This is a genomic window from Corallococcus interemptor (assembly GCF_003668875.1).
Lineage (GTDB): Bacteria > Myxococcota > Myxococcia > Myxococcales > Myxococcaceae > Corallococcus > Corallococcus interemptor.
This window is the reverse complement of sequence record NZ_RAWM01000022.1, coordinates 35771-62752: the sequence shown is the minus strand read 5'-3', so window position 1 is coordinate 62752 and position 26982 is coordinate 35771. Positions and strand designations below refer to the sequence as shown.

Genomic DNA, 26982 nt, shown 5'->3' with positions numbered 1-26982 from the left:
ATGAAGCTGGGCGGGACCGCGGCGATGTTCGTGCTGGCGCTGGGTGCGACGGGCGCGATGGCTCACAACCGCGAGGTGAAGAGCCACGATCCGCGCATGGCGGTGTCCATGGAGGAGGTCGTGCTGGTGTCGAAGACGGGCCCGCTGGTGGTGGAGGTGGGCTACGCGTTCTGCGTCTGGCCCCTTTTGCGCGAGGCGCTGGCCACGTGGGCCCGGGCCGCGGTGATGATGCCCTTCACCGCGCTAGACGTCACAGCGTGAGCAGGTAGGCGAGCAGGTCGTCGCGCTCCTGGGGAGTGAGGTCCTGCGTGGCACCGTGCTCCGGCCCCGAGCGCTCCACCAGCATGCGCAGCGGGAAGCGCGCGGCCGCCACCAGCCGGTCGCCCTGCACCGCATAGCCCATCGTGGCGCTCGTCAGCAGGGGCCACACGTCCCAGGTGCCCACCAGCGAGGGCGCCGCCGCGCCCTTCACCAGCTGCTGCTGCTCCGGCCGCAGCTCCAGCGCGATGGGCGTGCCCACGTCCAGGTACTGGCCCCGCGTCGCGGGGTCCTGGTCCAGGGTGAAGAGCGGCGCGGGGTGGCAGGCCGTGCACCGGGCCTTGCCTTCGAACAGCGCCAGCCCCTTCAAGGGACGGCCCTTCGTCCCGTCCGGCATCGTCACCGTCTCCAGCGGCGCGCCGTCCGCGTCCCGGTAGGGGTTGGGCGGCGTGGACAGCAGCGACGTGTAGAGCGCCAGGGCCTCCACCTCCGACGGCAGCGGATCCGGGTTGTGGTAGCGGTTGCGCCCGCCCACCGTCTCCGCCGTCTCCGCCAGGCTGCGCGTGCTCGCGGGCGTGAAGTAGGGCGGCGTGTCCCGGCTGCCCAGCGCCGTGGTGGAGCGGTAGATGCGCATGGGGCGCGTCTTTTCGAAGAAGACGCCGCCGGTGTGCCCTTCGATGTGGCACGCGTCGCAGCTCATGCCGGTGCGCCCCACGTCCGTGAAGTAGAGCACCTGGCCCAGCCGGCGCTGCTCGCGCGAGCGCACGTCCACCACCGGCCACTGGCGCACCAGGCTCGCCTTCCCCGTCCGCGCCTCGCGCACGTCCACCACCGCCACCGTGCCCGTGAAGCGGTTGAGCACGTAGAGCGTGCGCCCGTCCGGGGCCAGCGCCAGGGAGCGGGGCCCGGAGTGCAGCTCCAGCCCCGCCCTCCCCTTCGTCCCCAGGTCCTCCGCCGGGCGGATGAACGGCGTGCCCTCCGGCGCCGGGATGGGCAGCGCCTGGAGCACCGCCCCGCGCGCCGCCGCGTCGCTCTTCACCAGCGCGTTCGCGTCCAGCACCCGCACCTGCCCCAGGCCCACGTCCGCCGCGTAGAGCAGCCCGGCGCGGTCATCCAGCGCCAGCCCCTCCGTCACGCCCGCGCCGAAGCCCCGGTGCCGCACCACCTGCTCATGGTCCAGGTCCAGCACCGCGACGCCGCTGTTCGCGCTCACCTCCATGCGCTGGGCGTTGGGCCCCACGTTCGGCCCCAGGCTGGACATGAAGACGCGGTTGAGCCGGCCGCTCGCGACCAGCGCCCGGGCCGCCTTGCCGCCCATCACCTGCGCGGAGAAGGCCTCCGTGGGCCCTCCGATGATGGGGACGCCCGGCATGGGCACCGTGGGCGCGAAATCCCGGCCGCTGATGGAGTCGATCAGCCCCACCTCCCCCGTCTGGAGGCTGCCCACCACGAGAAACTTCCCGGTCAGCGCCAGGGCGCGCGGGTTCGGATCCACGGCCCGGACCCACTTCTCGCGGCCATCCTCCAGCGCGAGCGCGTGCACCGCGTCGTTCACGTGCTCGGCGATGAAGGCCATGCCCTTCGCGCCATCCACCTCCAGGCCCCAGGCGCCCACCGGCGCGGGGACGACGCGGGCCTTCCGCTCCGGCGCGTCCAGCGCGTACAGCCAGAGCCCCCCGCCCCACTGGTGGGCCACGCCCAGCCACGGGCGCCCGCCGGCGTCCGTCCACGTCGCGAGCGCGGACGGCCCGTCCCCCACCGCCATCGGATCCACGCGGCCCGCCTCCACGTCCAGCGCGAACACCGTGTCCGTGGGCGGCGACGCGACGAAGAGCGTGCGCCCGTCCGGAGACAGCGCCATCGCCATCAGGTCCGGGAAGGCCGCGTCGTTGACCAGCGTGAGCCGCGCGGTGCCCGTGGGCGTGGGGCCGGTGCTCGCGGCCAGCGACAGCTGCACGTCCGTCTGGAACGTGCCCTGAGGGAGCGTGAGGTCCGCGGGAAGCCTCGCGTAGGCGTGGCGCGCGTCCACCACCTTGAGCGGCACCTCGCGCGACAGGGGCGCGCCCAGCACCAGCCGCAGGCCCGGCACCAGGTTCTCACCGTAGAGGGAGAGCGGCTGCGAGGTCTGGTTGCTGGTCAGCTTCGGACCCACGGCCTGGAGGACGGGGCGCGGCTCGGGCGGAGCGGGAGGCCCTGGCGCTTCCTGCGGCATCATCACGACGGCCAGGACGCCCAGGACGGCCACGACCGCGAGGCCTGTCGCGATCCACTCCAGCCTGCGAATGTCACCCTTCACGCGTGTGCATGCCTCCCGCGCGCGAGCATCCTCCATTCGCCCACCGTGTCACGATGACTTCGCGCCACGTCTGCTCGCATGCTCGGGAGGCGCTGTGCGGAGGGAACCCCACGCGACGTTTCCAGCATCCCGGAACGAATCCGCGCGAGTCGTGGAGTGCCCGCCCCAGGTGAGGTGGACTGCCCCCCACACCTGATCGCACGGGCCCTGTCATGGGACTGGAGTGTGCGTTGACAGGTCGGGGCTCGCATCGCTTAACCTGTTGATGATGCGACGTTTCCTCCTCTTCTGTGCCGTCGCCAGCGTGCTCGGCTTCGGTCCCCTCTCCCCCGCGAACGATGCCTGGGCCCAGGGGCGTGCACGCGCCTCCAAGACGAAGGCCGCGAAGGCACCCAAGGCCAAGAAGGGCTCGAGCAAGACTCCGCCGCGCATCGAGACGAAGTCGAACTCGGCCGTGACGGATCCGGTGACGGGGGATGCCTCGGCCGCCGCGTCGTCCGCGCCTCCGCAGCGCGGGCCGTCGCGCATCGACTTCGACGACCGCCTCATCCAGGGCCAGACGAACAAGTCCGGCGCCGTGTATCTGTATGACCGCAAGGAATTGAAGACGCGGTCGATGCTTCGCGAGCGGGACAGCTTCCGCTCGGAGACGCTCGCCACCGTCTACGATCAGTAGGGCCGTACCGCCCATCACCCCCTTGAAGGGAGCGTCACCGTTGAGCGGCCAGCCCAGCGTCCTGCAAGTCGTCATCCTCCGCGACGGACTCCTCGTGGGCACGGAGGTCTTCGTCCCCGGCACCTATGCGCTCGGATCCGACGCGTCGTCGGACCTGCGGCTGGACGACGCGTCCGTGTCGCCGCGCCATGCGCTGCTGTACTTCCAGAACGGCCGCGCCGCGATCCAGGACGCGGGCGGCGGGACCAGCGGCGTCTTCGTCAACGGGCACCAGGTCACCGCCTGTGAGATCCGCTCCGTGGACGAGGTGCTGTGCGGTCCGTTCGTCCTGAAGACGCGGATCCTCAACCAGCGTCCCGTGGAGACCAAGCCGCAGCCTCCGCCGGAGGTGGCCGCGCTGCTCGGAGGTGCTGGGGCTCCGCCCGCCGCGCCTCCTCCCCACGCGTTCGGCGCTCCCGCGAATGGCTTCGCGCCCCAGCAGCAGGCGCAGCAGGCCGCGTACGCCGCACAGCAGGCCGCGCTCGCGCAGCAGGCCGCGTACGCACAGCAGCAGGCCCAGCAGGCCGCTCTGGCGCAACAGCAGGCTCAGCAGGCCGCGTATGCGCAGCAGCAAGCGCAGCAGGCCGCATACGCACAGCAGCAGGCCCAGCAGGCCGCGCACGCCCAGCAGCAGGCTCAGCGCGCGGCTCAAGCTCAGCAGGCCGCGCAGGCGCAGCAGCAGGCCGCGCACGCACATCAGGGCGCACTGGCACAACAGCAGGCTCAGCGTGCCGCGCAGGCGCCGCAGGCCGCGGTGGCCCAGCAGCACGCGCAGCAGGCCGCATACGCGCAGCAACAGGCACAGCAAGCCGCGCTGGCGCAGCAACAGGCGCAGCAGGCCGCATACGCACAGCAGCAGGCCCAGCAGGCCGCGCAGGCCCAGCAGGCCGCGCGCGCGCAGCCCTCGGCCCCGAAGGCCGCTCCGGCTCCCGCCGTGCCCGTGGGCACCGTCCCCTCCGCGCGGCGCCGTCCTCCTTCGGAGGCCATGCCCAGCCTGCTCGTCGCGGACGACCTGCTCGCGGACGTGGACACGGATGTCCCCGCGCCCACCGCCGGTCCCATCGTCCTCGACGCGGCCCCGGCCACCCGCCCCACGCACGCGCCGAGGATCGGCCCGGGCAAGGGCGCGGCCCAGCTCTACCTGGAGCTGTACTGGGGCGCCGTGCGCCGCGACGCGCGCCGCTTCGCCCCGGACGCGAAGAAGCCCGTGAAGGCCGCCGTGGACGAGCTGGCCCCCATGCCGCTGTGGGGCTTCTCCCTCCCCGAAGGCGCTGACGACTTCACCCTCGCCGAGTCCGTCAACGGCAACTACCGCCTCTTCGTGCCCCCCGGCACCGACGTGGAGAAGGCCAACACAGACGGCCGCTTCGCCCCCGTCACCACCGCCGCGCTCGAGTCCGACGGCAGCCGCCGCTTCGTCACCCTGCGCGACGGCGCCGCCGCCCGCCTCACCCAGGGCAAGATGTCGCTCGTCGCCTACGCGGCCCCCGCCCCCGAGCGCGTTTTCGTCAACCCGCTCAAGGGCCTGCCCTGGCTGACCCTCTTCTTCCTCGCCATCTTCGGCGGCGGCCTGGGCTGGTTCATCGCCACCCGGCCCCAAGGCCCCGCGACCGCGGACTTCACCCAGAAGAACCTGCCGCCCGTCGCGCTGCGCCTCATCGCCCCCGAGCCCAAGAAGAAGGAAGAGGCCAAGAAGAAGCTCGAGTCCCTCAAGAAGAAGGAGCCCGCGAAGGAGAAGCCCGTCGTCGCGGAGAAGGCGCCTCCCAAGCCGGTGAAGGAGGTCCAGGTCCCCAAGGCCGTGGCCGCCGCGCCGGAGAGCAAGGCCCTCAAGGCGCTCGCGAAGCTGTCCGCCGCGGGCCCCGCCGCCAACGACCTGCTGGCCGCCGTGGACAAGCTGGGCAGCGGCCCGGGCAGCAAGAACGCCAAGCAGACCAACTACAAGCTCGCGGGTCTCATCGGGAAGGCGCCCATCGCCAACGCGGGCCTGGGCACGTTCGGCCTGGGCGGCGGCGGCAAGGGCGGCGGCGCCACCCTGGGCGCGGAGCTGTTGCGCGGCAAGGGCGGCGGCGGCATTGGCGCGCTGGGCGCGGGCGGCGTGGGCAAGGGCGCGGTGGGCGGCACCGTCACGCGCGCCACCGCGCGCAGCATCTCCTCCACCCAGGGCACCGTGGACCGTGAAGCCGTGGCCAAGGTCATCAACAGCCACCTCAACGAAGTGCACGGCTGCTACGAGCGCGCGCTGCTCAAGGACCCCGGGCTCGCCGGCAAGGTGGTGCTGGAGTGGGCCATCGGGCTCAACGGCCGCGTCGCCTCCGCCAAGACGAAGTCCTCCACCCTCCGCAACGCCTCCGTCGAGGCGTGCATCCTCAGCAGCCTGAAGGGCTGGCAGTTCCCAGCCCCCAAGGGCGGCCAAGTCATCATCACGTACCCGTTCCTCTTCAACTCGGTCGGCTACTGACGCGGGGACGCTCCCCCCACCCCACGTCGTTCCCCGCCTCCTGACAGGAAAAAGTCCCCGTGCGATTCCTCCTGCTCTCCCTCCTGTGCCTGGTGCCCGGCCTCGCGCGCGCCCAGGCCGAGGAACTCGAGAACCCCGGCACCGTCTCCGCGGTGCAGGACCGGCTCTTCCGGATGCAACATGAGCTCTCCCTGGGCGTGGGCGTGCTGCCCGCGGACGCCTACTACAAGGGGCTCATCGGCACCGTCGGCTACGCGTACCACTTCAGCGACACCCTGGCGTGGCAGGTGGCCCGGGGCACGTACAGCTACAACGTGCAGACCAGCCTGCGCCGCCAGCTGGAGCGCGACTTCGACGCGTCCCCCGTGTCCGCCGCGTTCCAGAACCAGGTGCAGTGGATGGTGGGCAGCGACCTGATGTGGAGCCCGCTGTACGGCAAGACGTCCCTGCTCAACACGAACGTCATCCACTTCGAGGTCTTCCTGCTGGCCGGCGGCACCGTGGTGAAGGTGGACCGCAGCGACGGCTTCCGCCCCGCCGTCAACCTGGGCCTGGGCGTGCGCGTGTTCTCCAGCAAGAACGTGTCCTTCCGGCTGGACGTCACCAACAACACCGTCTTCATGGGCGCGTCGGACATCACCAACGTGCCCACGCTGCAGATCGGGACGGCCTTCAACTTCGGCGCCACGGAATGACGTCACGCCCCCTCATCGTCGCCGCGCTCGCCAGCGCCGCGCTCCTCGTGTCCCCGACGGCCGCCCTCGCGGCGCCGGACGCGGGCACGCTGCCCATGCCACCCCCACCGGCCACCGCCGCGAAGGCCACTGGCGCGTCCACGGACGCGGGCACCGCCGGCCCCACCGACGCAGGCACCGCCGCCGGTGCGCCCGCGCCCGCCAAGGCCGCCGTCGCGGAGGCGCCTCCGGCGCCGCCGCAGAAGGTGCCGCCGGAGACCTTCGACAGGGCGCTCAAGGCGTACTTCGCCGGCAATCCGCGCAAGGCCGCGGGCCCGCTGTACGCGTGGCTCCAGGCCACGCCCCGCACGGACGACAACTACGCCTGGGGCCAGTACTTCCTCGCCCGCAGCCTCATCGACCTGGGCCTCACGCACGCGGGCGCGACGTACCTGGCCCGCATCGCGCGCGAGCGCTCCAACCCCAACGTGCTGCCGCGCGCTCTGGACGCACTGAAGGGCCTGACGGACCGGCCGCACGACGAGGTGATGATCGACGAGCAGGTCTTCGGCGCGCTCGACCTGGGCTTCCTCCCGGACGAGACGGGCGCCTACGCGCACTACCAGCAGGGCATGGTGGACCTGCGCGTGGGCAACGAGCGCTGGGCCAACACGCACTTCTCCAAGCTGCCGGAGACCAGCGCTGAAGCGAGCCGCGCGAAGTTCGCGCTGCTCGTCACGCGGCTCAAGCAGGTGAAGGACCCGCCGGAGGAGATGGTGAAGGACTTCCTCGGCCTGTCCGAGGACGAGAAGCTCACCCGCGAGGCGCGCAACGAGGCGGCGCTCGCGGTGGCCCGCCTGCGCTACGAGAAGAAGGACTTCCCCGGCGCGCTGGAGGCGTACGGCAAGGTGAAGCTGCCGGACCTGGACCCCGGCCGCGCCAGCCTCTACCTGGAAGAGGCGTGGACCCGCTACAAGCTGGGCGAGCTGCGCACGGCGCTGGGCATCCTCACCACGCTGGACGCGCCGTCCTTCCGCGATGAGTTCATGCCGGACAAGTACCTCTTGCGCGCGCTCATCTTCCGCGACCTGTGCCACTACCTGCCCGCCAAGCGCGCGGCGAAGGAGCTGACGCGCCGGTACGCGGACTCGCTGGAGTCCGTGCGCAACCGCGAGGACCTGAGCCAGGACGCGCGCCTGCGCCGCGCCGCCAACGCGCACGGTGGCACCCAGCGCGCCGCGAAGTTCGTGGCCGTCCTGGACCTGGAGGGCGAGCGCCTGGGCCGCTACGCCGGCAGCTTCGGCGAGCGGCTCTTCGGGCACCTGACGCGCCTGTATGACCTGTCCCACGCGGAGGCCGTGCGCGTGTACGACGCGCGGCTGCAGGACGCCGTGCGCGAGGAGGCGGACACGCTCCTGCGCGCCGCGGAGCAGGTGCGCCTCATGGAGTACGAGGTGGGCCTCAAGCTGTACGAGCGCGTGAAGAAGGGCGCGCAGGTGGTGGCCGCGCAAGAGGAGGAGTTGCTGTCTCCCGCGCAGGTCGCCTTCAAGTTCGACAACGAATACTGGAACGACGAGCTCAAGTCCTACCGGGTCCGCATCGAGAGCCGTTGCATCGAGGAAACCCCATGACCGGCCCGTTCACCGGCCTCATCACCGCAGCGCTGCTCGCCGCCGCGGCCCCCGGCCCCAGCGGCCGCGTGGGGCCCAACACCAACCCCATCGTGTCCAAGGCGAAGGAGCGCGAGGAGCTCATCGCCAAGCTGAAGCGCGACATCTTCAAGGTGGACCGCGCCATCGGCGAGACGGAGAAGCTCATCTCCAAGAGCCGCAACGCCCCGTACCTGCCGGACCTGCAGTTCCGGCTGGCGGAGCTCTACGTGGAGAAGAGCCGCTACGTGTACTACCTCCAGGCGGAGTCCCGGCCGGAGGGCGCCTCGGGCGCCATCGTCTCCCCGGAGACGCGCCTGATGAAGCAGAAGGCGGTGCAGATGTACTACCGCCTGCTGCGCGAGTACCCGGACTTCAAGGACGGGGACCAGGTGACGTTCTATCTGGCGCACGAGCAGCGCGAACTGGGCCAGTTCGACGAGATGCTCAAGACGCTGGGGGACCTGACGCGCAAGTACCCCAACAGCCCGCTGCGCCTGGAGGCCGAACAGATTCTCGGCGACCACTTCTTCGACAAGGCGGACCTGGTCGAAGCGGAGAAGCACTACCAGGCCATCCTGGAGCTGCCGCCGTCGCCGGTGCACGACCTGGCCCGCTACAAGATGGGTTGGATCCGCGTGAACCAGGCCAAGCACGCGGAGGCCGTGACGTTCTTCGAGGCGGCGGCCGCCAGCGCGCCCCTGCCCGGCGTGGACGTGAAGAAGGCGCTCAACGTCAAGCGCGAGGCGCTGCTGGACCTGGTCTACAGCTACACGGAGGCCAAGCCCCCCAAGGGCGCGCTCAACTACTTCGAGAAGCTCAGCGACAGCCGCGCCACGTACGCGCTCGCGCTGGACAAGCTGGGCAACCGCTACTTCATCAAGCAGCAGTACGAGTGGGCCATCCCCGCGCTGCGCAAGCTGATGGAAGTGCAGCCGGACCCGGAGATGGACCTGGAGCGCGGGCAGAAGCTGTACGACTCGCTCAAGGCCGCCAAGGGCAAGGTGATGCCGGAGCCGGAGGACATCCGCTTCCTCGTGCGCGCCGCGGTGCAGAGCAAGACGGACCCGGAGATGACGGAGTCCGACCGCAAGAAGCAGCTCGCGGAGACGGAGGAGATGGCGCGCGACCTGTCCACGCAGGTGCACCTGGCCGCGCAGAAAGCGGACTCGCGCGAGCTGTACCTCAAGGCCGCGGCCGCCTACCGCGAATACCTGGGCCTGTTCCGGCCGGAGCAGTACGTGCGGCCCATCATGAAGAACCGCGCGGACGCGCTCTTCGCCGCCAAGGAGTTCCCGGAGGCCGCGCGCCAGTTCGAGGAGCTGGCCCGCTACGAGGACAAGGCCAAGGACAACAAGGCCGTGGACACCGCCATGTACGGCGCGCTGCTGGCCCACTTCTCCACGCTCAAGCCGGAGGAGGCCCAGAAGCGCAACGCGTTCGAAGTGGCGGACGCGCGTCAGGCGCTGAAGCTGCTGGGCGCGACCTACGTGTCCCGCTACCCGCAGAGCCCGCACGTGCTGGACGTGAAGTTCAACATCGCGCGCGCCTACTACGAGGACGGCGAGTACCCGAAGGCGGCGGAGCTGTTCACCGCGTTCGCGCTGGCGCACCCGCAGTACAAGGACGCGCCGGTGGCCGGCAACCTGGCCCTGGACAGCCTGCGGCAGGTGAACGACTTCAAGAAGCTGGACGAGACGGGCCGCAAGTTCCTCGCGTCCGCGCTGCCGTCCAACTTCCGCGGGGAGGTGCAGAAGATCCTCACGCAGAGCAAGGCCGAGGCCCTGGACGAGCTGGCCCTGCAGAGCGCGCAGGAGACGGGCGACGTCATCGAAGGCCTGATGAAGGTCGCGGACGAGAACAAGAACAGCGACATCGGCGAGAAGGCGCTCTACGGCGCGTTCACCGCCGCGCGTGAGAAGCGCGACCTGCCGCGCGAGCGCGAGCTGGGCGCGAAGCTGGTGCAGTCCTATCCCAAGAGCCAGTACCTGTCGGACGTGCTCCTGACGCTGGGCCGTCACGCGGCGGAGGCCGCTGCCTTCAACGAGGCGGCCGGCTGGTTCGAGCAGGTGGGCCAGAAGCTCACGGGTGACCTGGCGTCGGTGGACGGCTGGATGGCCGGCGCCCGCCTGCGCATCGCGCTGGGTGAGTACAGGGAAGCATCCCGCAACCTGGAGACGGCGTCGGAGGCCGCGGGCGCTCGCAAGGGCGAGGTGCTGTCGCTGCTCGCGGAGACGCGCCTGAAGCAGAAGGACTACTCACGCGCGAAGACGGCGGCGGAGACCGCGCTCAAGCTGGACAAGAACAACGTGGCCGCCGCGGCGGTGCTCGCGGAGGTGCAGGCCACCACCGCGCCCACCGCTCCGCCGGACGCGCTCATCTCCACCCTCACCGCCGCGGTGCAGGGCCCCAACGGCCAGACGGAGGAGGCCGCGAAGGGCCTCTGGTACCTGGGGGAGATCCTCTACCGCGGCTACAAGGACCTGCCCGCGGACAAGGTGGAGGAGAAGGTCGCCGCGCTCCAGGCCATGGAGGGCGTGTACACGCAGGCCGCGTCGCTCGGGTATCCGGAGTGGGCGGTGGCGTCGCTGTGGAAGATCGCCCTGGCATACGGCCACATCGCGGACGTGGTGGACCAGACGCCGGTGCCCGGCGGGCTGTCCGCCGCGGAGACGAAGCAGTTCCAGGACGCGGTGAAGCAGCAGGTGGGCCCGCTCAAGGCCCGCTCCGACGAGGCCTTCAAGGCCTGTCTGTCCCGCGCGGAGTCGCTGGAGGTCTTCAACGCGGCCGTGGTGGGCTGCCGCAACCGCACGGACGTGGCCGCGCTGCCGGTGCCGCAGCCGGCCGCGCCCACGCAGCCCGCGGCGCTGGAGGACCTGCGCAAGAAGGCGGAGAAGGTGCTCACCGCCGAGGCGCTGGAGGCCCTGGGCATGGGCTACCTGGACGCGCACCAGTACGGCATGGCGCAGCTGACCTTCGGGCGCGTGACGGAGCTGCAGGACACGCGCGCCTCCGCGCACGCGGCGCTGGGCTGGGCCATGCTGAACCTGGGCGATGCCATGGGCGCGCGCGCGGCGTACGCCAAGGCGCTGGAGGCGGACCCCACCTACGACAAGGCCCGCCTCAACCTGGCCGCGCTGCGCTGCCGCTTCGGCGACACGGACGGCGCGCGCCGCGAGCTGGCCGTGCTCAAGGACATGGGCACGCTCAACGGTCCGGACGTGGACGCGGGGTGGAAGGCATGCAAGTGACCAGCCCCTTGCGCCGCATCGCCCCGGTGCTGTTCGCGCTCGCCGCCACCGCGTGTGGTGACGAGGGCGGCAGGCTGGAGGGCAGCGTGACGGAGCTCATCGACCTGCGCTACCAGCGCACGGAGGCGGCCCTGGCGGAGGGCACGCTGGCGGTGAGCTTCGTCAACACGCAGGGCAGCGGGCAGGACGTGGTGTTGAAGGTGAGCGCGCGCGTGGCGGACATGCTGCCGGACGCTGAATACGCGGGCTCGCTGGACATCGACCTGGCGGAGGCACTGGAGGACGGCTCGCAGCGGGGCAGCGTGGACCGCAGCGTGCTGGATGAGCCGGTGCGTCCGTTCCCGCCGCTCGTGCGCGGCAACCTCTTCGTGAAGTCCCTTCCGAAAAACCCCGGGGACCGGGTGTCGGGCGAGTTCAACGTCACGTTCACCAACGGCACCGACGTCTACTCCGGCCGGACCATCTTCAGCCGTTTCGAGGCCACTGCTCCATGAAGCGCCACCTGCTCCTCAGCCTGTCCCTCCTGACCGCCGCCTGCGGCCCGAGCTACGGCATGCGCGTGCCGGACGCGCTGGTGAAGAAGCTGCCGTACGAGACCCGCATCGAGCTGCTGGAGGCGGAGAACGACCTGGCGCTGGCCATCGACCGGGTGGACGAGGCGGACAACGAAATCAACCGCGCGCGCGACAACATCCGCCGCGCGAAGTCCCGCCAGGAGGCCGCCGAGGACGAGGAGGACCGCGCCCAGGACGCGTCCTCGCGCGAGGTGGCGCAGCTGGCCATCGCGGAGTCCGAGGCCCGCGTGGAGTACCTGCGCGCGCACCAGCGCCTCAACGTGGGGCTGCGCGAGGTGGAGCAGCTGTCGCTGCGGTGTGCCTTCGCCCGCTTTGAATTGGCGCGGCTGACGGCGGCGCGCAAGGCGAAGGTGCAGGGCAGTGAGCGTCTGGAGCCGAAGGACTTCGAGCAGCAGGTGTCCGAGTGCGAGGCCGCCGTGAAGGAAGAGCGCGCGAACCTCGGGGGGGACACGAAGGAAGCGCAGGCGGCGAAGGAGGCGTGGGAGGCGAAGAAGGCCGCCCTGGCCAAGAAGACCTTCGACGCGCGCGCCAGCCCGTACGTGGAGAACCTGTGATGACGAAAGCCGGAGTCCTTCTCCTCCAGTTGTTGACGGCCCAGGCTCCCGCTCCGGAGGCAGCTCCACCGGAGAAGCCCGCCGCCGCGCGCGCGGACAAGCTGCCGGACGACCCGGACGCGCTCTACAAGCTGGGCACCGCCTTCCTGTCCCAGAACCAGCCGCGCCGCGCGGTGGCGCCGCTGACGAAGCTCGTCGGCCTTACGCCGGACGGCGTGCCGGCGAAGGTGGCGCTCGCGCGCGCGCTGCGGCTGTCGGGTGACGTGCCCAAGGCCAAGGCGGTGCTGGACGCGGCGCTGGCGGCCTTCCCGGAGGAGGCCACGCTGCGCTCGGAGCGCGGCATGCTGGCGCGCATCCAGGACGACACGGACGAGGCGATTACCCAGTACTCCGTGGCCACGGAGCTGTCGCCCAAGGACGCGGAGCTGCGCTTCAACCTGGGCGAGGTGCTCCAGCGCGCGAACCGCACGGATGACGCCATCGAGGCGTACCGAGAAGCGCTGAAGCTGGACGGCGCGCTCCAGGTGGCGCGGGTGAACCTGGGCAAGGCGCTGGCGGAGAAGGGCCTGGCCGCCGAGGCGAAGGAGACGCTGCGCGAGGCCATCCGGCAGAAGGACTCGGACGCGGAGGCGCACTACAACCTGGGCGTCGTGCTGATGCGGGAGAACGACGTCACCGGCGCGTTCGCGGAGTACCAGGCGGCGCTGAAGGCGGATCCGAAGCACGCGCGCGCGCAGAACAACCTGGGCGTGGTGCTGGACGGCCAGGGCAACGCGCGCAAGGCGGCGGAGGCGTTCCAGAAGGCCATCTCGCTGGATCCGAAGTACGCGGAGGCGCACTTCAACCTGGGGCTCGCGTGCTTCCAGCTGGGGGAGAACGCCCGGGCGACGAAGGCCTTCGAGAAGGCGCTGCTGCTGGAGCCCCGCCGCGCGAGCGGTCCGTACACGCAGCTGGGCCAGCTGTACCTGGCGCAGGGCAAGAAGACGCAGGCGGTGTCCGCGTTCCAGAAGGCCATCGAGAAGAGCGCGGACGACGGCAAGAAGACGACGGAGGCCTACCAGGGCCTGGCGCGCGCCTATCTGGAGTTGGGCAAGGTGGACGACGCGGTGGCCACGCTGAAGACGGCGGTGGAGACCTTCCCGGACGAGCCCGGCGTGCGCGCGGGCTACGGCGACGCGCTCAAGGCCAAGGGCGACCTGGACGGCGCCATCGCGCAGTACCAGGCCTGCGTGAAGCTGCAGCCCACGGTGGACAACCGGCTGATGCTGGCGGAGGCGTACGCGAAGAAGCACGTGGGCGCCCAGGCGCGGCCGCTCTACGAGGCCGTGCTCCAGGAGGACCCGAAGCACCGCGCGGCGAAGCTGGGCCTGGCGGACCTGCTGCTTTCCATGGGCGACTACGCGGCGGCGGAGAAGCTGCTGACGCCCGCGGATGGCGAGGAGGCGGACACGGCGGCCCTGGCGCGGCTGGGCATCCTGCACTCGCGGCGCGGCCGGCCGGAGCTGGCGGTGCCGGAGCTGGAGTCGGTGGTGGCGAAGGACCCCGCGCAGCTGGAGGCCCGCGCGGAGCTGGGCTTCCTGTACCTGCGCGGCGGTGACGAGGCCAAGGCGCTCCAGGTGCTGAGCGACGTGCTGGCGGTGGAGCCTCGCAACTCGCTGGGCCTCTTGTACCTGGGGCACACGCTGTACCGGCAGGGCAAGCTGCCGGAGGCGGAGAAGGCGTTCCGGGGTTCGGCGCAGGTGGACGCGGGCGCGGGCGAGCCGCACTTCGCGCTCGCGCAGCTCCTGGAAGCCACCAACCGCAAGGCCGAGGCCAAGAAGGAATACGAGGCCACGGTGAAGCTGCAGCCGGACCACGCTGACGCGAAGTCCGCCCTCCAGAAGCTGGCCGTGGACGTGCCGTGAGGAACATCATGCGAAACCAACCGATGCGTGTGGGACTGTCTGCCCTGTTGCTGCTGGGGCCGGTGACGGCCGGAGCGGTGAGCCAGAAGCTGCGTTACAAGTTCGAGTCGGTGTCCGACCCTGTGACCACCGTGGTGGACGACAGCGGCAAGGGCCACACGGGCACCGTGCAGGCGGCCAACGGCGGCACCGTGACGGTGGAGGCGGCGGGCTACGAGGGCCAGGGCGTGCGCTTCCCCGCCGTCTGTGCCGGGACGACGTGCGCGAAGGCGTTCATCAGCGCGGCGGACTCGGCGGCGCTCAACCCGGGCACGGCGCTGTTCTCCTTCGGGGCGCGCGTGAAGGTGACGCTCGCGGAGCTGAGCGCGGACCACGGCTCCAACCTGGTGCAGAAGGGGCTCTCCTCCACGCCCCAGTGGAAGCTGCAGCTGGACGACGCGGTGACGGGCAAGCCCAGCTGCGTGGTGCGCACCACCGGCGGCGCGGACGCCGTCATCGTCAAGGCGTCCGTGGGCATCGCGGATGGCGTCTGGCACAAGGTGACGTGTCAGCGCACCAGCACCACGTTGACCATCCTCATCGACAACGTGGCCCGTGGCAGCGCGCTGCTCGCCAGCACCTACGACATCAACCCCACGGGCCAGTCCGTCGGCATCGGGGCCAAGAGCGCGGGGAACAACAACGACCAGTTCCACGGCGCCATCGACGAGGTGTACTTCAACCTGGATTGAGCCCGGGGCTATTCGCGGGAGCGCATGAGCGCATCCGGCAGCGGAGGCCCCGCCGGCGTGGGCAGGGGGGACTCCGCGAGCGTCCGGCCGAAGTGGTAGCGCGCCTCCGCGTGGACGCCGAAGGATTCACCTCCGGCGCTTGCCAGCAGCACGAGGTCGTCGTCGGGGCTGGAGCCCGCGGGCAGGCCCAGGGTCCAGGGCACTTCCTTCGTGTCTCCGTCCACGACGATGGGCGACGTGGGGCCTTCGCGGAGGACCGTGCGCGGCGGCACGCGCAGCGAGACCTGCACGGGCGCGGTGAAGCCCGGGCCGCGGTCCAACCGCGCGACGAGCCGCACCGTGTCCGCGCTCGCATCCACCACCCGCCAGGAGACGTGCAGCGGCGCGGGGATGCGCGCCGTGGCGGGGAGCACCGTAGGCTGAGGCGCCGTACTGTCGGCCTCCTGACCTCGCGTGAGAACCGTGGAGGAAGAGGCGGTCACCGTCACCGTGACCTGCGACTTCACCGGGACATGCCGCGAGTCATGAGGCTCACGCGCCGGCAGCTCCCACGTGCCCATTCCGTGGGCGGGGAGCGCCACCGAGCGCGCGGAGGCCAGGAGCGTCGGCGACGACGTGTGGACGGGCTTCTCCCGATGCGCTTGAGGCGGTGGCTCGGAAGGCCTTGGCGGCTTCTTGCGCCGCACGCGGTCCACGCCGGAGGCCATGCTGGCCGAGAGCGCTCCGACGAGTGCCAGCGCCAGCACGGCCCCCGCCACGCGCTTGCGCATCAGGGGGCGCAGAAGGAATCGTCGGCTTCGCGGAAGCTTCATGGGCACAGGGGCTCGTGGCTGGGATACGGGAACGCCGTCGCGGGCTCGGTGGCCGCGTCCACCAGGGTGCTCGGGAAGCCCTTGCACATCAGCGCGTCCAGGAAGTCCGCGAGACACGGTGACGGCCTGCCCGTGTCCACCACGTCCAGGAGCGCGCCCTTCTCATCCCGCGTCCAGGTGTGCCGCGTGTAGCCGCGTGCCCAGGGGGACCGGTTCATCGTGGGCGCTGCGAGCGCGTCGTAGAGGGGCTGGCTCGACGGGGTGCCGTTGGCCGCGCGGTAGAGGATGGCCGCCACCTCGTTCTCGTCCACGGGCTGGAGCAGACCTCCCTCCGCTCGGGGCCGCGTCCAGGGGCTCACCGAGGAGGCCCGCGCGGACAGGTCCACCCAGAACATCGTCCCGCCCTGCCGGTCGAAGTAGCGGGGACTGCGGCGCGCGTCCGCGCTGAACCACGTGGCCCAGCCTTCGCTCCACGCCTGTCCCGGGAAGGTGGGCACGCCCACGTAGTGCGGACCGCCCTCCTCCGGACTCGTCCCCCGGCTGGCCATCACCCAGTGCCCCAGCTCGTGCATCACCATCGCGTCCGACCACCACGCCGCATCCGTGTCCCCCGGCAGCCACACCTGCGACTCCCAGCTCCGCCCCACCGCCGTCACCGGCCACGGCGCGAAGCACGCACCGCAGGACCAGGTCGTCGCGAAGCCCAACCACGCCACCACCGAAAGGCCATCGCGTCCGTCGTAGCGCTCGCGCATCCGGCGCCACGCCGTGCCCAGCACGTCGAACACCGCGGCCGCGCCGGAGCCCTCGGACTCGGCGAGCGTGAACACGGGCTGCTCGGACAGCTCGCGCGTCGTGCGCGACCAGCTCCAGATGCGGGCCGAGTCCCCGGGCACCGTCTTCACGGTCTGCTCACCGGTCAAGCCGGGGTCCGCCACCGCGTAGGCCACCGCGCCATCGCGTCCCCGACCGGCCGCGTACACGACGACGCGGTCATCCTCACCGGGAGACGGCGACACCTTCAGCGTGAAGCGGCCCGCGTCATCCGTCACCTGCGAGTCCAGGACCTTCGAGCCCTGGAACGACACGATGAGGAACCCGCGCGCGGGCACCGGCTCCACGTCCGGCGTCCAGGCGCGGAACTCCGCGTCCGGGAAGCGGCGCGCGTAGCGCACCGTGCCGCTCAGCGTGGGTCCTGGTCTGCCACAGAAGCCACGGCCCGGCGCGGCTTCACAGGCCACGTCACAGGCCCGCACGACCCACCGGCCATTCGTGCACAGCTGCAACGCGCCGGACTCCGTGCACCGCGAGACGCCGTCGACACAGGCCGTCCCCGAGACACAGGCGACCTCGGGCGATTCGACGCAGGTCGTGTCCTCCGCGCAGTCCTCCCGGTGCACGGCGCCGCCTTCACAGCGCTCCAGCACCCGAGGCCCCAGGCACCGTGACGGCGCGGGGAGCTGATCACACGCGAGCGCGGGCCGGATGCTCTCCTCGGGCAGGGACGTGACGCAGGCCGCGCAGGCCGCGCCTTCGCAGTCCACGGCACAGGGCGACAGCTCCGCCCCCGGGTCGCACCCCGCGAGCGCAAGCAGCGCCACGCACCACACCCAGACACCGCGTCCCACCAGGAGGAAACCTCGTTCGAATCAACGCGAGCGAGAAGACACCACGCACACTCCAAACGCAGGCAGAGCCAGGAGGGCGACGGCCCCCCTGCCCGCCCGCCCTACCCGCCTCGCTCCGCGCAAACCTGTCCGACTGCCGGACAGGTCCGGCCGGCGAGTCCGCGATTCATACAGAGGCCATGTCCATGAACGACGCATCCAGCCGTCGCCGCTTCCTGTCCACGGTCGTCCTGCTGGGCGTGGGAGATGCCGTCGCCGCCGCGCCCAGGAACAAGCCCGCGGAGGTGAACGCCACCGAGGACCTGATGCGCGAGCACGGCATCATCCGCCGCACGCTCCTCGTGTACGAGGAGATCGCCCGTCGCCTCGGCATGCCTGAAGAGAAGGCCCCCGTGGAGGTGCTCGCCCAGGCCACCCGGCTCATGCGCCGCTTTGGCGAGGGCTACCACGAGAAGACGGAGGAGACAGAGGTGTTCCCCCGGATGGTGAAGGCAGGCCAGCAGAAGGAGCTCGTGCAGGTGCTGCTCCAGCAACACGCCGCCGGGCGCAAGCTCACCGAGTCCATCCTCGCCGCGACCTCAGGCCGCGACGCACTCACCCAACCCCAGCCCAGGGCCGCGACCGCGCGACAGCTCACGCAGTTCACCCGCATGTACCGGCCGCACGCCGCGCGCGAGGACACGGTGCTGTTCCCCGCGTTCCGCGAGCTCTTCAATGAGAAGCAATTCGGCGAGCTCGGCGAGCGCTTCGAGGAGCAGGAACACAAGGTGCTGGGGAAGGACGGTTTCGAGAACGCGCTCAAGGAGGTGGATCAATTGGAGCGCGCGCTCGACATCCACGACCTCTCCCGGTTCACGCCCCCGGAGAAGTAGGGGCCGTGCGCTCCAGGAACGCGGCCAGCAGGGCCCTCCGCTCGTCCTCGCTCAGCACTCCATCCAGCGCGGGGAACAGGTACGTCTCCTCGCGCAGGGAGTGGTGGTGCTCCAGGTGCTTGAACGTGCTCTCCATGTCGAACACGCGCAGCACCGCGCGGCGGTAGTCCGGTGCGCTCGCGTCCAGCGCGTCCACCGCGTCCTGACACTTCGCCAGCAGCTCCCGCATGCGCTGGTGCTCGCCGGTGAAGAGCTCCGGCGCGGCGCCTCGTATCCTCCCGGCGCGCGGCAGCTCCGGGAGCAGCAGCGCCTCCTCCGCCTCCAGGTGCCGCGTCAATTCCTCGCGATACCGGGTCAGCCGTTCGCGCGCGACGGGCAGGTCCATGCCCATCAGCGCTTCCTGGTGCTGGAGGAACAGCTCCTCCAGATCGCGGTGGAGCGCTCCCAGGCTGACGAAGTCGGTGGGGCCGGACATCGAAAGCCCCTTCAGTGCACCTTGTCGTCGCGCACCTGGGCCTCTCGGGCCACGCGTGGACGCGGCGTCACCATGCGGGCCACTCCGGAGTAGAGCTGTTCCTCCGTGTAGACCTTGCGCACGCGGCGGTGCGACGCGCGCGGGTGGTAGGCCGGGCCCGGACGCTCCAGCCACTGGAGCACCCGCACCTCGCCCGTGTAGGCCAGGTCCGTGAGCAGCGCCTCCGGGCACAGCTTCAGGTAGCGGCGCACCAGCGGCCGCAGGCGGCGCCCGAACTCCGCGCCCAGCTTCGCGTGGCGGCGGCCCGCGTGCAGCGTGCCGTCGAAGCGCAGCGAGATGTGGAAGAGCTCATGCATCAGCGTCTCCAGCCGCGACTTCGCGGTGGAGCCCCGGAAGAAGAGCGGGCGCAGCGTGATGCAGTACAGGATGCGGCGGCCCCGGATGCGCACCACCGGCTTGCGGCGCCCCGCCTTGTCGATGCTCTTGCCCCCCTTGAAGCACAGGGGCTTCACCGTGCCTCGAGACGCCCGGCGGGCCTCTCCGGCGACGACGAGGATGCGGCCCACCTTCACGTGGCTGAACTCGGGCATGCGCGCGGCGATGTCCCGGATGAGGGAGCGCAGGGTCCGGTTGAAGTTGGGACGTCGGGGAGCCACGGTTGGTGGACAGTCTAGCGGAAATCCCCTTGGGCCGAGCCCCTGGCCTCTCCAGAATGTCCTTTGTGAATCGCTCGACCTGCCTGATGGCCCTGGTGTCCGCGCTGTTCGCCCTCAACTCCGGGTGTGCCTCCGCCCCGGTCCGCTCCGGCGGGCCCCCCGCCCTGACGGCCCAGGAGACCACCGTCGTCTCCCAGGGGCTCACCGACGCCGCCGTGCGCTACACCGGACAAATCACCGGCACCGCCACCGGCGTCGTGGAGCGCGCCGACTACGAGCTCGTCGCCGACGGGCAGGTGGTGAAGAAGGGCTCCGCGCAGCTGGGCGTGCCCATCGCCCCCGGCACGCCCGCGGACTTCTCCATCGAGGAGAAGTCCGCCTACGTGAAGAGCCCGGAGGACCTGGCCCGCCTGAGCGCCCAGGGCGGCACGGTGCTCATCGCGCTGCGAGGCACCCTGGTGGTGCGCTCCGGCGAGAGCGAGGACGTCCTCCCCTTCGCCGCCAGCCGCGCCGTGCGCGTACCCCGGCTGCCGGAGGTCATCGTGGAGAGCCTGGACGCCGCCCGCTATTCGCCGGAGGAGGTGCAGATCAACCTGCGGCTGGGTGTGCGAAACCCCAACCCGTTCCCGCTGCGGCTGGACTCGCTGAGCTACCAGGTCTCCATCGCGGACAAGCCGCTGGAGGAGGGCACCACGGCGCAGGCGGACTCGGTGGATGCGTCCGCCACGGGCGTGTACCCGGTGGAGGTCGCGGTGACGGCCCAGTCCTTTGGCCCGGGCGTCAAGGCGCTCATCGGCAAGGGCGTGCTGCCCTACAGCGTGAAGGGCGAGCTGAAGGGCCCCCTGTTGCAGGTCCCCTACTTCCTCAAGGGTGACGTGAAGCTCAACGTGAGCCGCTAGAATGGGGCGCACGCGTGCCCATCTACCTGCTGAGTGACGACGAGCCGGAGCTGTTCCCCCCGCCCTCCAAGGCGGACAAGAGCGGCCTGCTCGCGGTGGGCGGCGACCTGCGGCCGGAGCGGCTGGTGGCCGCGTACTCGCAGGGCATCTTCCCCTGGTACAGCGAGGGGCAGCCCATCCTGTGGCACTCGCCCGACCCGCGCTTCGTGCTGGAACCGGACAAGATTCACGTCGGGCGTTCGCTGCGCAAGGTGATGAACCGGGGCACGTACACGGTGCGCTACGACACCGTGTTCGCGAAGGTCATCGACGCGTGCTCGCGCGTGCACCGGCCCGGGCAGGACGGGACGTGGATCACGGATGCGATGAAACAGGCATACATCCGGCTGCACGAGCTGGGGCTGGCGCATTCCGTGGAGGCGTGGGACGGCGAGGTGCTGGTGGGTGGGTTGTATGGCGTGTCGCTGGGCGCGGCGTACTTCGGGGAGAGCATGTTCGCGCTGGCGCCGGACGCGTCGAAGGTGGCGTTCGCCACGGCGGTGGAGCGCTTCAAGGGCTGGGGGTTCCAGCTCATCGACTGCCAGGTGGAGACGGAGCACCTGGAGCGCTTCGGCGCGGAGTCCTGGCCGCGCAAGCGGTTCCTGGCGGCGCTGGATGAGGCGTTGAAGGAACCCACGAGGCGGGGGCGGTGGACGGAGTAGTCTTCAACGGATGGACGTCCACTACACCTGGATTGGCCCTCCTCCGGCGGACCGCAACCGAGACATCAACGGGGCCAAGGCCCTGGCGACCCGCTGTGCGGGCCAGAGCGTCAAAATCTATTTCTGGTGCCTGGACGCGCAGGTCGCCACGTACGAGCGGGACTTCGCCGCGCACAAGAACGTCACCGTGCGAGGCATGCAGGCGTTCCTGAAGACGGCGGGGACGAAGTCGTATCGCTGGTACTACTGGTACCAGGAGTCGGACGACTGGGCTGTCGCGGCGATGAAGGACATCCTGGACTGGGGCCTGGCGAATGGGACGCCCACGTCGTACCGGGCCTTCGTGAAGGACGCGTGGTCGTTGTTCCTCATGTACACGTGGGGAGGCTACGTGCTGGACGCGGGCGTGGGGCCGCACGGTGGCGGCACGTTCGCCCTGCCGGAGCCCACGGCCTTCATGGCACCGTCGCTGACGCGGGATGACGCGCTGTCCATCCGCCGCTTCCAGTTCTCCCGGCTCGCGGGGTGGCAGGCGCAGGGCGACGTGACGCTCAACGACAGCCGCGCGGACGAGGTCTGCGAGGCGATGCACTACGGCGCGGCGGACGACGGTGAAGCGGAGATGTGTCCCCAGCTGGAGGTGTGGATGCTGGGGAGCCCGCGCTACGCCAAGGGCGCCTGGGCGGCGCTGAAGCAGTACTGCGTGGTGTGGAAGGAGATGCAGCAGAACAACGAACTGGTGAGCGCGACGGCGCCGCAGGTGTTCCGCTACCTCATCGCGGGCTCGGTCTACAACGGCCTGACGCGCACGCAGAAGGGCGCGGTCCAGGCCCCGCACGGTTCATTCTGGTACTGCACGGACAACAAGGACGGCACGGTGGACGTGCCGACCCTGAAGCTGCGCAAGACGTACCACGGCTCCAGCGCGCACTAACCGGACTGCAGCTGAAGCTCGTATCGAGCCTGGACCCCTGACTTCTCGAGGATGAGGTCCAACAACCTGTGTCTCACCAGCGGTGAGACTTTTCGGTTCGACCGGTACGCCCCGTAGAGCGAAAAGCCCCTGGAGGCTGACAGCAGCGTCCAGGGGCCTTGGCTTCACAGCCTGAGCGCGGCTACTTCTTGCACGGCGACAGCGTGCGCTTCGCGTGGATGAGGTCCTCTTCCGTGGGACTTCCGTAGCGGACGGCCTTCGGCGCGGCCTTCAGCTTCTGGTAGTCGTAGGCGTAGAGCACGCCCATTTCCCGGCTCAGGATGAAGCGCGGACCACTGAAGTCCCAGAGCCCTCCGAAGAGCTGGCCTCCTGGCTTGAGCGGCGTCAGCGCCGTGCTCTCCCGCCCCCGCACGAACAACATGGACAGGTCGTCCGTCGCCCAGTTGCACGGGTTGCTGCCGTTCCTGTGCAGATAGGACACCGTCAGGTCGAACGCGCCTTCGCCCTCGTCGCCCGTCACGCCGAAGTACTCCCACAGCCGCGCGCACCCCGGCGACGCGCAGTCCTGCGGCGGGATGTGCTCCGCGTAGTCCGGGGGAATGCCGTCCGTCTCCTTGCCCGTCAGGTTCCGGTTGGGCCGGCGCAGCACGCACCCCGTGGGCTCGTCCTTCTGCCTCAGCGCGATGGGCGTGCCCGCGAGCCTCCCGGGCGGCAGCACTTCACACTCCGTGGCCAGCTCCGCCATCAGGTACGTCTGGCGGTCCTCGTCCGTCCCCATCCGCACCGCCCAGTACGCGATGGGCGTCCCCTTGCACGCCTTCGACTTCTCCTTGCCGAACACCCAGATGGGCGCCTTCGCCGTGTCCAGCGCGCCCAGCTTCTTCGCCTGGTCCATGGGCACCGGCTTCACCCCGGAGCGGCTGCGCGCCCCCGCCTGGAAGAACTTGTCCTTCGAGGACGGGATGATGGCCTGGTGCACCAGCCAGCCCAGCCGGTCGATGCCCACCTGCCCCATGGGCGTCATCGGCAGGAACTCCGGCTTCACCGGGCAGCCCCGGTCCATCTCCGGCAGGTCCACCACCACCGCCGAACCGTCATCATCCGCCTGCGCCCACGCGGCCCCCGGCCCCACCGTCAGCGCCAGCACCAGCGCGAGCCCCGCGCGCTTCACTCCGTTCGTCATTCCGTCGGACCTCCACCCACGGTCATACCGCAAGCAGACGCCCTCCGGCGCGCTCAGCGCGGCTTCTTCGCCCCCGCCTTGCGCTTCACCGGCGCCCCGGCATCCGGAACCCCGGCGTCCGGCACGACGTCCGACACCGTCGCATCCAGTGCCTCCTGCGCCGCGGGGTCCACCTGCTTCGGCGGCGCCTCCACCTCCGTGCGGTCCTCCAGCGGCACGCGGCCCACGGAGCGGTTGAACAGCTCCCACAGCGCCTTGCGGTGCCCCTCGGGGTCCGTCTTCCCGGACAGCACCAGCCCCGCGCCGCTGTAGCGCACCGTCAGCCCGGGCGGCATTCCGGCCGTGAAGTCCTCCAGCTGGGCCTGGAGCTGCGGCACCGCGAACGTCACCTCCAGCTCCTTCGCCAGGTACGCGTGCGTCTTGAAGTACGTGCGCAGCGCCAGCCGGCACGCGGTGTCGTTCACCGTCACCGAGAGGCTGCGCTCCGCGCCCTCCGTGGCCTTCAGGTCCGGGCACGCCTTCTTCGCCGCCGCGAGCTGTGCCCCGGAATCCTGCGATTCGATGGGCCCCACCATCACCCGCCATACGGCAAAGCGCCCTTCGGCATACAAGAGCACCCGCGCGATGCCGGTGGCGTGGGGCGTCAGCAGCAGCTCGCCGCTCTGGGACAGCGCCTCCGCCGTCACCACGCCGGGCGCGTCCGACTCCGCCCAGTCCACCGCCGCGAGCTTCTGGAAGGTCTCCTTGCCGGGCTCCAACGTCAGGGCCTGGTCCACCGGCCAGGCCAGGGCCGCCGGGGGCGCCGCCAGCGCGCCCAGCAGTCCGCCAATGACGTACATCCGACGTCCCCGCATGGTGCCTCCCGCCAGGGTGGTATGCCCCTCTAGCACGGGATAAGAACCTCCCCCTATGCCTACCTGGACCCTCTGGGTCGCCTGCTTGGCCCTCTGCTTCATGAGGGCCCTGGTCGCCGCCGCGGAGTCCGCGCTGTACGGGACGTCCGACCTGCGCGCCCAGGAGCTCGCGGAGGAGAGCAAGAGTGTCGCCGCCCGCCGGGTGCTCCGTCACAAGACGGACCGCGAACCCGCCGCCACCGCCCTGCGCCTGGGCATGGTGCTGTCCGGTTTCCTCGCCGCCGCCATTGGCGCCTTCGTTCCGCCGCGCCTCCTGGACTTCAGCCAGTACGCCGAGGCCGCCTGGGTGCCCATCGCCACGGTGTGCGCGGGCGCCCTCTTCGTGGGCGTGCTCGCCAGCCTCATGGAGGTGACGCTGCGCGGCCTGGCCAACGGCAACCCGGAGCGCTGGGCCCTGCGCCTGTCGGGCCTGGTGTCCCTGCTGGTGGTGGTGCTCTACCCGCCCATGCGCATCATGCTGGGCCTGCTCAACCTGGGCGCCCGCACCATGGGCCGCACCCTGCGCTTCGAGCCGCCGCCGCCGCCCCTGGAGGAGCTGGAGAAGCTGCTGGCCGCGCAGGCCGCGCGCAACGAGGTGGACAAGAGCGCCCCGCAGCTCATCCGCTCCATCTTCGAGCTGTCCGACAAGCGCTGCCGCGACGTGATGGTCAACCGCACGGACGTCATCTCCGTGGACATCACCACCCCGCCGGACGAGGTGCTGCGCATCCTGGCGGAGGAGAACCACTCGCGCATCCCGGTCTACAAGGACGACGTGGACCACATCGTCGGCGTGCTGCACGCGCGCGACCTCATCCCGCTGCTCCAGCACCCGGAGCTCATCGTCCTGCAGGACGTCATCCGCCCCGCCCACTTCGTGCCGTGGATGAAGCCCGTGGGCGACCTCTTGCGCGACATGCAGAAGCGGAAGATCCACATGGCCATGGTCGTCGACGAGTACGGCGGCTTCATGGGCGTCGTCACGCTGGAGGACATCCTCCGCGAAATCGTGGGCGACATCGGCGACGAGTTCGAGGTGGAGGAGAAGCTCGTCGAGAAGATGGCCGACGGCACCTCGCTGGTGGACGCCGCCATGGAGGTGGATCAGTTCACCAAGCTCTTCGGCTTCCCGCTGCCGGAGGGCGACTTCGACACGCTGGGCGGCTACCTGTCGTCGCTGGCGGGCCACCTGCCGGACGTGGGCGAGCGCTTCACCTACAACGGCTGGCAGTTCGTCGTGGCCACCAAGGAGGGCGCCCGCATCGACCGCGTGCGGATGTCCCGCCTCAAGAGCAGCGCGCCGGGCACCGGCGACGGCGCGGGCCCCAGGGACGGCGTCCCCGCGTCGAAGGACGACGGCCAGGGCCCGCCGCGGCAGGCCGCGGACTCCGGGTCGGCCCCGGACGTGAAGGGCTGACGAACGTCTCCGAGCCCAGGGAGCCCAGGGAGCTCAGGGCGCCGGGCTGGACTCGCCGCCCGGCATCCAGGCGATCTCCAGCGTGCGCGCGTCGCGGAAGGGCGCGCGCCGCTCGGAGCCTCCGAAGCGCAGCACCACGCCGCCCTCCAGCCGCACCGCGTGCGAGCCGCCTTCCAGCCGGCCGCCGCCGCGCGCCACCGCCAGTGGGAAATAGACCTCCAGGGGGACCTGGGCCCTGCCGTCCAGGGGCACGCCCACCACCTGTTCTCCGGTGGCCACGCGCCGCCCGTCCACGCGCAGGTCGAAGTCCACGCGGGTGAGCGTGGCGGCGTCCGGGGACGGGTTCTGGACCTGGAGCTTCAGCGTGAGCGCCCCGCTGCCATCGCGCGTGAAGGCCATGTCCAGCGCCTCCACCCGCACCGCCTCGTCGTAGGCGCCCGGGCGGAAGGGCACCACGCCCAGGCAGCCGGACAGGCAACAGGCCCAGGCCAGCCCGAGCACCACCGCCCGGCGCGAGCGCATCAGCCGCCCAAGAGAGGCTGCAGCGCCTCCACCGTCAGGGGCCAGCCCGCGCGGCGCGCCAGCACCTCCAGCGCCTTGATGAACTCCGCCGCGGTCTGGAAGCGGCGGGCCCGGTCCGCGAACAGCGCCTTGCGCGCCACCCGCGCCGCGTAGTCCGGCAGGTCCGGCGCCAGCGAGGAGAGCAGCGGCACGCGCGCGTCGCGCACCTGGTGCATGAGCTGCGCTTCGTTGTCGCCGGTGAAGAGGCGCCGTCCGCCCCACAGCTCCCAGAGGATGACGCCCACCGCGTACAGGTCCGTGCGCGCGTCCACCGCCTGCCCCAGCACCTGCTCCGGGCTCATGTACGGCAGCGTGCCGCGCAGCGCGCCGGAGTCGCCGCGGATCATCCCCTCCACCTCCGCCACGCCGAAGTCGGTAAGCTTCACGTCGCCCTGGACGCCGAGCAGCACGTTGGCGGGGTTCACGTCGCGGTGGACGATGGTGGCGCCGTTCTCCCCCACCTTGGCGCGGTGGATGTAGTCCAGCGCCTTGAGGATGCACCACGCGATGTAGCAGGCGGACTCCGGCGGCATGGCGGCGCCGGCCTTGATGAGCAGCTCCTGCATGTAGCCCAGCGTCCGGCCACTCACGAGCTCCTGCACCATGAGGTAGTCCGGCCCGGCGCGGAACAGCCGGAACGTCCGCACGATGTGCGCGTTGCGCAGGCGCACCGTCAGCTTCGCCTCGTCGACGAAGGCCTTCACATACGCGGGGTCGTTGCGGAAGGACGGGTGCAGCCGCTTGATGACCACTTCGTCGGGCTCGCCCGGGGAGCGCTGCGTCGTCTCACGGGGACGCGCCTGATACACCTCGGCCATGCCGCCGACCGCCAGCCGGCCGACCACTTCGTAGCCACCCAGGTCCGGAGCTTCCGCCACGGGGCAAG

At 71.0% G+C, this 26982-nt stretch carries 24 protein-coding genes; 15 read left to right on the top strand and 9 right to left on the bottom strand.

The features are described from left to right. Positions 1 to 261 (top strand): hypothetical protein, encoded by a 261-nt coding sequence (locus D7X96_RS11240; protein ID WP_121769691.1) that lies wholly within the window; start codon positions 1 to 3, stop codon positions 259 to 261. Here D7X96_RS11240 and D7X96_RS11235 read toward each other — a convergent pair. Next, positions 251 to 2590: an MtsA protein gene (locus D7X96_RS11235; RefSeq protein WP_121769690.1), complete on the bottom strand. Its 2340-nt coding sequence runs from the start codon at positions 2588 to 2590 to the stop codon at positions 251 to 253. The genes D7X96_RS11240 and D7X96_RS11235 overlap by 11 nt on opposite strands. Positions 2591 to 2819: 229 nt before the next feature. Here D7X96_RS11235 and D7X96_RS11230 point away from each other — a divergent pair, with 229 nt between their 5' ends. The 9 genes from D7X96_RS11230 to D7X96_RS11190 are packed head-to-tail and all read left to right on the top strand — an operon-like array spanning position 2820 to position 15065. Beyond that, positions 2820 to 3230 carry a hypothetical protein gene (locus D7X96_RS11230; protein ID WP_244219533.1) on the top strand — a complete coding sequence of 137 codons (411 nt, stop codon included), beginning with the start codon at positions 2820 to 2822 and terminating at the stop codon, positions 3228 to 3230. Between the two features lie 40 nt (positions 3231 to 3270). Further along, positions 3271 to 5727 (top strand): AgmX/PglI C-terminal domain-containing protein, encoded by a 2457-nt coding sequence (locus D7X96_RS11225; protein ID WP_121769689.1) that lies wholly within the window; start codon positions 3271 to 3273, stop codon positions 5725 to 5727. 59 nt (positions 5728 to 5786) lie between these two features. Further along, the gene (locus tag D7X96_RS11220; RefSeq protein ID WP_120549416.1) at positions 5787 to 6422 is read left to right on the top strand and encodes an outer membrane beta-barrel domain-containing protein; all 636 of its coding nucleotides are present in this window, start codon (positions 5787 to 5789) and stop codon (positions 6420 to 6422) included. Continuing rightward, complete coding sequence (locus D7X96_RS11215; protein ID WP_121769688.1) at positions 6419 to 8032, top strand: hypothetical protein; 1614 nt, start codon at positions 6419 to 6421, stop codon at positions 8030 to 8032. Before D7X96_RS11220 ends, D7X96_RS11215 begins: the two co-directional genes overlap by 4 nt. Continuing rightward, positions 8029 to 11301: a tetratricopeptide repeat protein gene (locus D7X96_RS11210; protein WP_121769687.1), complete on the top strand. Its 3273-nt coding sequence runs from the start codon at positions 8029 to 8031 to the stop codon at positions 11299 to 11301. The genes D7X96_RS11215 and D7X96_RS11210 overlap by 4 nt, the downstream gene beginning before the upstream one ends. Next, positions 11292 to 11795 carry a hypothetical protein gene (locus tag D7X96_RS11205; protein WP_233610090.1) on the top strand — a complete coding sequence of 168 codons (504 nt, stop codon included), beginning with the start codon at positions 11292 to 11294 and terminating at the stop codon, positions 11793 to 11795. Before D7X96_RS11210 ends, D7X96_RS11205 begins: the two co-directional genes overlap by 10 nt. Then, entirely contained in the window at positions 11792 to 12430 is a 639-nt protein-coding gene (locus tag D7X96_RS11200) for a hypothetical protein (protein WP_121769686.1), read from the top strand. The genes D7X96_RS11205 and D7X96_RS11200 overlap by 4 nt, the downstream gene beginning before the upstream one ends. Then, the gene (locus D7X96_RS11195) at positions 12430 to 14334 is read left to right on the top strand and encodes a tetratricopeptide repeat protein (RefSeq protein ID WP_121769685.1); all 1905 of its coding nucleotides are present in this window, start codon (positions 12430 to 12432) and stop codon (positions 14332 to 14334) included. Before D7X96_RS11200 ends, D7X96_RS11195 begins: the two co-directional genes overlap by 1 nt. Before the next feature lie 8 nt (positions 14335 to 14342). Further along, positions 14343 to 15065 carry a laminin G domain-containing protein gene (locus D7X96_RS11190; RefSeq protein ID WP_147442788.1) on the top strand — a complete coding sequence of 241 codons (723 nt, stop codon included), beginning with the start codon at positions 14343 to 14345 and terminating at the stop codon, positions 15063 to 15065. 8 nt (positions 15066 to 15073) lie between these two features. Here D7X96_RS11190 and D7X96_RS11185 read toward each other — a convergent pair whose 3' ends face one another. Both D7X96_RS11185 and D7X96_RS11180 read right to left on the bottom strand, forming a co-directional pair. Beyond that, positions 15074 to 15877 (bottom strand): hypothetical protein, encoded by an 804-nt coding sequence (locus tag D7X96_RS11185; protein WP_147468279.1) that lies wholly within the window; start codon positions 15875 to 15877, stop codon positions 15074 to 15076. Further along, a complete protein-coding gene (locus D7X96_RS11180) occupies positions 15874 to 17505 on the bottom strand; it encodes a hypothetical protein (protein ID WP_120549424.1) in 1632 nt (543 codons plus the stop codon). The genes D7X96_RS11185 and D7X96_RS11180 overlap by 4 nt, the downstream gene beginning before the upstream one ends. A 185-nt stretch (positions 17506 to 17690) precedes the next feature. Between D7X96_RS11180 and D7X96_RS11175 the strand changes: the two genes are divergently transcribed. After that, complete coding sequence (locus D7X96_RS11175; protein ID WP_158616271.1) at positions 17691 to 18377, top strand: hemerythrin domain-containing protein; 687 nt, start codon at positions 17691 to 17693, stop codon at positions 18375 to 18377. Here the strand turns inward: D7X96_RS11175 and D7X96_RS11170 are convergent. Further along, entirely contained in the window at positions 18358 to 18852 is a 495-nt protein-coding gene (locus tag D7X96_RS11170; RefSeq protein WP_120551054.1) for a hemerythrin domain-containing protein, read from the bottom strand. The two genes, D7X96_RS11175 and D7X96_RS11170, sit on opposite strands and share 20 nt — an antisense overlap. 11 nt (positions 18853 to 18863) lie before the next feature. Continuing rightward, positions 18864 to 19508: a hypothetical protein gene (locus D7X96_RS11165; protein WP_120551053.1), complete on the bottom strand. Its 645-nt coding sequence runs from the start codon at positions 19506 to 19508 to the stop codon at positions 18864 to 18866. 56 nt (positions 19509 to 19564) lie between these two features. Here D7X96_RS11165 and D7X96_RS11160 point away from each other — a divergent pair, with 56 nt between their 5' ends. Genes D7X96_RS11160 through D7X96_RS11150 form a run of 3 tightly spaced genes read left to right on the top strand, consistent with a single transcriptional unit; the run spans position 19565 to position 22042 of the window. After that, complete coding sequence (locus tag D7X96_RS11160; RefSeq protein WP_199747098.1) at positions 19565 to 20407, top strand: LEA/WHy family protein; 843 nt, start codon at positions 19565 to 19567, stop codon at positions 20405 to 20407. Positions 20408 to 20421: 14 nt separating this feature from the next. Further along, positions 20422 to 21108 (top strand): leucyl/phenylalanyl-tRNA--protein transferase, encoded by a 687-nt coding sequence (aat, locus tag D7X96_RS11155; RefSeq protein ID WP_121724236.1) that lies wholly within the window; start codon positions 20422 to 20424, stop codon positions 21106 to 21108. 10 nt (positions 21109 to 21118) lie between these two features. Continuing rightward, positions 21119 to 22042: a hypothetical protein gene (locus D7X96_RS11150; protein ID WP_121769683.1), complete on the top strand. Its 924-nt coding sequence runs from the start codon at positions 21119 to 21121 to the stop codon at positions 22040 to 22042. Between the two features lie 181 nt (positions 22043 to 22223). Here D7X96_RS11150 and D7X96_RS11145 read toward each other — a convergent pair whose 3' ends face one another. Together D7X96_RS11145 and D7X96_RS11140 are read right to left on the bottom strand one after the other, a co-directional pair. Next, positions 22224 to 23225: a hypothetical protein gene (locus D7X96_RS11145; protein WP_121769682.1), complete on the bottom strand. Its 1002-nt coding sequence runs from the start codon at positions 23223 to 23225 to the stop codon at positions 22224 to 22226. 53 nt (positions 23226 to 23278) lie between these two features. Then, on the bottom strand, positions 23279 to 24079 hold the full coding sequence (locus tag D7X96_RS11140; protein ID WP_121769681.1) for a hypothetical protein: 801 nt from the start codon (positions 24077 to 24079) through the stop codon (positions 23279 to 23281). A 55-nt stretch (positions 24080 to 24134) separates the two neighbouring features. Between D7X96_RS11140 and D7X96_RS11135 the strand changes: the two genes are divergently transcribed. Continuing rightward, positions 24135 to 25535: a hemolysin family protein gene (locus D7X96_RS11135; protein WP_120551047.1), complete on the top strand. Its 1401-nt coding sequence runs from the start codon at positions 24135 to 24137 to the stop codon at positions 25533 to 25535. A gap of 33 nt (positions 25536 to 25568) precedes the next feature. On the opposite strand, the gene D7X96_RS11130 is transcribed toward D7X96_RS11135, so the two are convergent. Both D7X96_RS11130 and D7X96_RS11125 read right to left on the bottom strand, forming a co-directional pair. Further along, entirely contained in the window at positions 25569 to 26057 is a 489-nt protein-coding gene (locus D7X96_RS11130) for an LEA/WHy family protein (protein ID WP_120551046.1), read from the bottom strand. Then, positions 26057 to 26974, bottom strand: coding sequence for a serine/threonine protein kinase (locus tag D7X96_RS11125; protein WP_121769680.1), 918 nt, complete (start codon positions 26972 to 26974; stop codon positions 26057 to 26059). The genes D7X96_RS11130 and D7X96_RS11125 overlap by 1 nt, the downstream gene beginning before the upstream one ends. Between the last annotated feature and the right edge of the window lie 8 nt (positions 26975 to 26982).